5 protein-coding genes are annotated in these 4190 nt (G+C 67.0%); 1 reads left to right on the forward strand and 4 read right to left on the reverse strand.

What is annotated here, in order from left to right; genetic code table 11:
* The coding region (locus V6M56_RS12310) for a glycoside hydrolase family 3 protein (RefSeq protein WP_332684072.1) at positions 1-1145 on the reverse strand (1145 nt) is incomplete at its 3' end.
* Positions 1146-1357: 212 nt separating this feature from the next.
* Between V6M56_RS12310 and V6M56_RS12315 the strand changes: the two genes are divergently transcribed.
* Positions 1358-2503 carry an alpha-hydroxy acid oxidase gene (locus V6M56_RS12315; RefSeq protein ID WP_332684074.1) on the forward strand — a complete coding sequence of 382 codons (1146 nt, stop codon included), beginning with the start codon at positions 1358-1360 and terminating at the stop codon, positions 2501-2503.
* Positions 2504-2518: 15 nt separating this feature from the next.
* Here V6M56_RS12315 and V6M56_RS12320 read toward each other — a convergent pair whose 3' ends face one another.
* From V6M56_RS12320 to V6M56_RS12330, 3 genes are all read right to left on the reverse strand, one after another.
* Positions 2519-2896, reverse strand: coding sequence for a type II toxin-antitoxin system VapC family toxin (locus V6M56_RS12320; RefSeq protein WP_332684076.1), 378 nt, complete (start codon positions 2894-2896; stop codon positions 2519-2521).
* Entirely contained in the window at positions 2893-3180 is a 288-nt protein-coding gene (locus V6M56_RS12325; protein WP_332684078.1) for a type II toxin-antitoxin system Phd/YefM family antitoxin, read from the reverse strand. The genes V6M56_RS12320 and V6M56_RS12325 overlap by 4 nt, the downstream gene beginning before the upstream one ends.
* Positions 3181-3254: 74 nt before the next feature.
* Positions 3255-4190 (reverse strand): ATP-binding cassette domain-containing protein (locus tag V6M56_RS12330; protein WP_332684080.1); only part of this gene is annotated, 936 nt, incomplete at its 5' end.

Below are 4190 nucleotides of genomic sequence, written 5' to 3' on the forward strand. Positions count from 1 at the left end.
AGGATCGCGCCCTCGCGCGCGATCTGGCGCGCCACCTCGCGGGCTTCCTGCGTCTGCATCAGCGCCGGCGCGGCGGCGACGTCGACATCCGGCCGCTCGAACAGGCCGAGATGGAACTTGACCCGCAGCACCCGGCGCACCGCCTCGTCGAGCGCCTTCACCGGCACCCGGCCGGCCTCGACCTCGCCGGCGAGATGCTTGTGGAAGACGTCGCCCATCATGTCCATGTCGATGCCCGCCAGCAGCGCCTTGCGCGCCGCCTCGGCATCGTCCTTGGCGATGCCGTGCAGGCGCAATTCGGTAATCGAGCCGAAATCCGAGGTGACGAAGCCGCGAAAACCCCATTGGCCGCGCAAGAGATCGGTCAGCATGCCGCGATGGGCGGTGGCCGGCATGCCGTTCAGCGCATTGAAGGCCGCCATTGCCGTCATGGCGCCGGCGTCGAACGCGGCCCTGAACGGCGGTAGATGCAGGTCGTGCAGCTGGCTGGTCGGGATCCAGGTCGAGTTGTAGTCACGCCCCGCCTCGCCCGCGCCATAGCCGACGAAATGCTTCACCGTCGCCGCCACCCCGCCGCGCTGATAGCCGCGCGTGCGGGCCGCCGCGACGACGCTGGCGAGATGGGGGTCCTCGCCGGCGCCTTCGAGCACCCTGCCCCAGCGCGGATCGCGCGACATGTCGACCATCGGCGCGAAGGTCCAGTTGACGCCGGCGGCGCTCGCCTCGCGCCCGGTCCAGTAGGCCGCCTGCTCGATCAGCTCCGGATTCCAGCTCGCCGCCTGGCCGAGCGGCAGGGGGAAATAGGTCGAGAAGCCATGGACCGCATCGAGCCCGATGATCAGCGGGATCTTCAGCCGCGACTGCCTGACCGCCTCCTGGACCTGCCGGATCTCCTGCGGCACGACGAAGTTCATCACCGCGCCCATCCGGCCGTTCCGGACCTGCTCGATGTCGAAGCCCTCGCCGCGGCCGGAAAGGTGGAGCTGGCCGACCTTCTCCTCCAGCGTCATCCTGCCGATCAGCGCATCGACCTTGCGTTCGATCGCCGCCGCCTCGGGGCCGGTCTTCCAGCCGACCCCCTGCCGGGCGAAGCCGACGGATGCAAGGCCGCAGAACAGAAACGCAGCAACGAGCCGCAGAAGCATGGAACAGGTCTCGCTGAGAGAACAGGGAAAGGCGGCCCTACAGGATCGGTCCGCGCGGCTCAACCATTGCATCGCCACCCGGCTGCATCGCAACCCGCTCCTGAACGAAGCCTGAAGCACGGCCTCATGCGCCCTCGCTCTTGCCGACCCGTTGCCTCCCGCGACATTCCATGCGACCGAGCGCATCGAAGACAATGCGGGACAAGGCGACCATGGCCCAGCTTTTGACCATCGAGGATCTGCGCATCCAGGCGAAGCGCCGCGTGCCGCGCATGTTCTACGACTATGCCGATTCGGGCGCCTGGACCGAAGGCACCTATCGCGCCAACGAGACCGACTTCGCCCAGATCAAGCTGCGCCAGCGCGTCGCCGTCGACATGACCAACCGCACGCTGGCCTCGACCATGGTCGGCCAGAGCGTCTCGATGCCGGTCGCCCTCGCGCCGACAGGCCTTACCGGCATGCAGCACGCCGATGGCGAGATTCTCGCCGCCCGCGCCGCGGCCAAGGCCGGCGTACCCTTCACGCTCTCGACGATGAGCATCTGCTCGATCGAGGACGTGGCGCAGAACACCGATGCCCCCTTCTGGTTCCAGCTCTATGTGATGAAGGACCGCGACTTCATCGGCCGGCTGATCGGCCGCGCCAAGGCGGCGGGCTGCTCGGCGCTGATGCTGACGCTCGACCTGCAGATCCTCGGCCAGCGCCACAAGGACATCCGCAACGGGCTGACCGCGCCGCCGAAGCCGACGCTCGCCAACATCATCAACCTGGCGACCAAGCCGCGCTGGTGCATGGGCATGCTTGGTACCAAGCGCCGGAGCTTCGGCAACATCGTCGGCCACGCCAAGGGTGTCGGCGATCTCTCCTCGCTCTCCTCCTGGACCGCCGAGCAGTTCGACCCGGCGCTGAGCTGGGACGATGTGAAGTGGATCAAGGAGCGCTGGGGCGGCAAGCTGATCCTGAAGGGCATCCTCGACGCCGAGGATGCCGAGCTCGCGGTCCAGAGCGGCGCCGACGCGCTGATCGTCTCGAACCATGGCGGGCGCCAGCTCGACGGCGCGGTCTCGGCGATCGCGGCGCTGCCCGGCATCGTCGAGCAGGTCGGCGGCCGCATGGAGGTCTGGATGGATGGCGGCATCCGCTCCGGCCAGGACGTGATCAAGGCGGTGGCGCTCGGCGCCCGCGGAGTCCTGATCGGCCGCGCCTTCCTCTATGGGCTCGGCGCCCTGGGCGAGGAAGGCGTGACCCGCTGCCTCGACATCATCCGCAAGGAGCTCGACGTCACCATGGCGCTCTGCGGCCTGCGCGACATCCAGGACGTCGACGCGCGCATCCTGGTGAAGGGCAAGGCCTGAGCATCGCCGGGGCGGTCACGCCTTGAGGATCGGAACGCCGTAGCCGGCCAGCGTTCCATCCGCCGTGACGAGGGTGAGCCCGCGCCGCATCGCCTGCGCCACGATCATCCGGTCGAACGGATCGCGATGGACCAGCGGCAGGCTGGCCGCGGCGAGGGCGTCGTCGATCTCGATCGGCAGAATGGTCATGCCGCCTTTCGGCAAAGCCGCCCAATCGAGCGGGCCGATATCGAAGCGACCGGCATTGCGCTTGATCTCAAGCTCCCAAACCGTCGCCACGCTGATGAAAATGTCTTCGGCAGTGCCGATCGCGGCGCTCGCGGACCGCGGCAATCGGTCGAGCCGGCCTGTCGCCCACCAGAACAGGATGTGACTGTCGAGAAGCAGCCTCACTTCGGCTTCAGCCAGTTGCCATCGCGATCTTCGAAGCTCTCGCTACCTTCGAACAGGTCTGCCAGATCGTCGTCGGGCTTCCACCAATCCGGGTCGAGCTCCTTGATCTGACCGGCCCAGAATCCCGGTTCGCGCTTCGGCTTCTGTTCCGCGCCCGCCTCGACCTGCACCAGCCGGACTGCCGGGACGCCGTTGCGGGCGATCACGACCTCCTCGCCCCGCAGCGCCTGCTCGATCAGGCGCGACAGGTTGGTCTTGGCTTCATGGACGTTGACGACGGTCATCTCTGCCCCCGCGGCGGATCGCGACGTTAGCTAGGCTAGCTAACACGAAATCCGCCGCAAGGCGAGGAAAGCCCTCAGCGCGTGAACTTCTTGTACTGGATGCGCTTCGGGATCGTGCTGTCGATGCCGAGTCGGCGCTTCTTGTCTTCCTCGTAATCCTGGAAATTGCCCTCGAACCATTCGACATGGCTGTCGCCCTCGAAGGCGAGGATATGGGTCGCGATCCGGTCGAGGAACCAGCGATCATGGCTGATGATCACGGCGCAGCCGGCATAATCCTCCAGCGCCTCCTCCAGCGCCCGCAGCGTGTCGACGTCGAGATCGTTGGTCGGCTCGTCGAGCAGCAGGACGTTGGCGCCGGACTTCAGCATCTTGGCGAGGTGGACGCGGTTGCGCTCGCCGCCCGAGAGCGAGCCGACCTTCTTCTGCTGGTCGCCGCCCTTGAAGTTGAAGGCCGAGCAATAGGCCCGCGAATTGATCTCGCGCTTGCCGAGATAGATGATGTCGTTGCCGCCGGAGATCTCCTCCCAGACGTTCTTCTTGTCGTCGAGCGAGTCGCGGCTCTGGTCGACATAGCCGAGCTGGACGCTCTCGCCGATCTTGATCGTGCCGGCATCGGGCTTCTCGACGCCGGTGATCATCTTGAACAGCGTCGTCTTGCCGGCGCCGTTGGGGCCGATCACGCCGACGATGCCGCCCGGCGGCAGCTTGAAGGAGAGCCCGTCGATCAGGAGCTTGTCCTGGAAGCCCTTCGACAGCTCCTCGAAGTCGACGACGTTGTTGCCGAGCCGCTCGGCGATCGGGATGATGATCTGGGCCGTGTCCGGTCCCTTGTTCGAGGCCTTCTGCACCAGCTCGTCATAGCGCTGGATGCGGGCCTTGCTCTTGGCCTGCCGCGCCTTGGGCGAGGCCGAGACCCATTCCTGCTCGCGCTCCAGCGTCTTCTGGCGCGAGACGTCCTCGCGGCCCTCCTGGGCGAGGCGCTTCTGCTTCTGCACCGACCAGGCCGA

The organism is Allobosea sp., assembly GCF_036675845.1.
GTDB lineage: Bacteria > Pseudomonadota > Alphaproteobacteria > Rhizobiales > Beijerinckiaceae > Allobosea.

What these genes read in the sequence shown, in the direction of transcription:
- V6M56_RS12325 (WP_332684078.1), bottom strand. Translation starts at nt 3,180, where the DNA reads ATGACCGTCGTCAACGTCCATGAAGCCAAGACCAACCTGTCGCGCCTG.
- V6M56_RS12315 (WP_332684074.1), top strand. Translation starts at nt 1,358, where the DNA reads ATGGCCCAGCTTTTGACCATCGAGGATCTGCGCATCCAGGCGAAGCGC.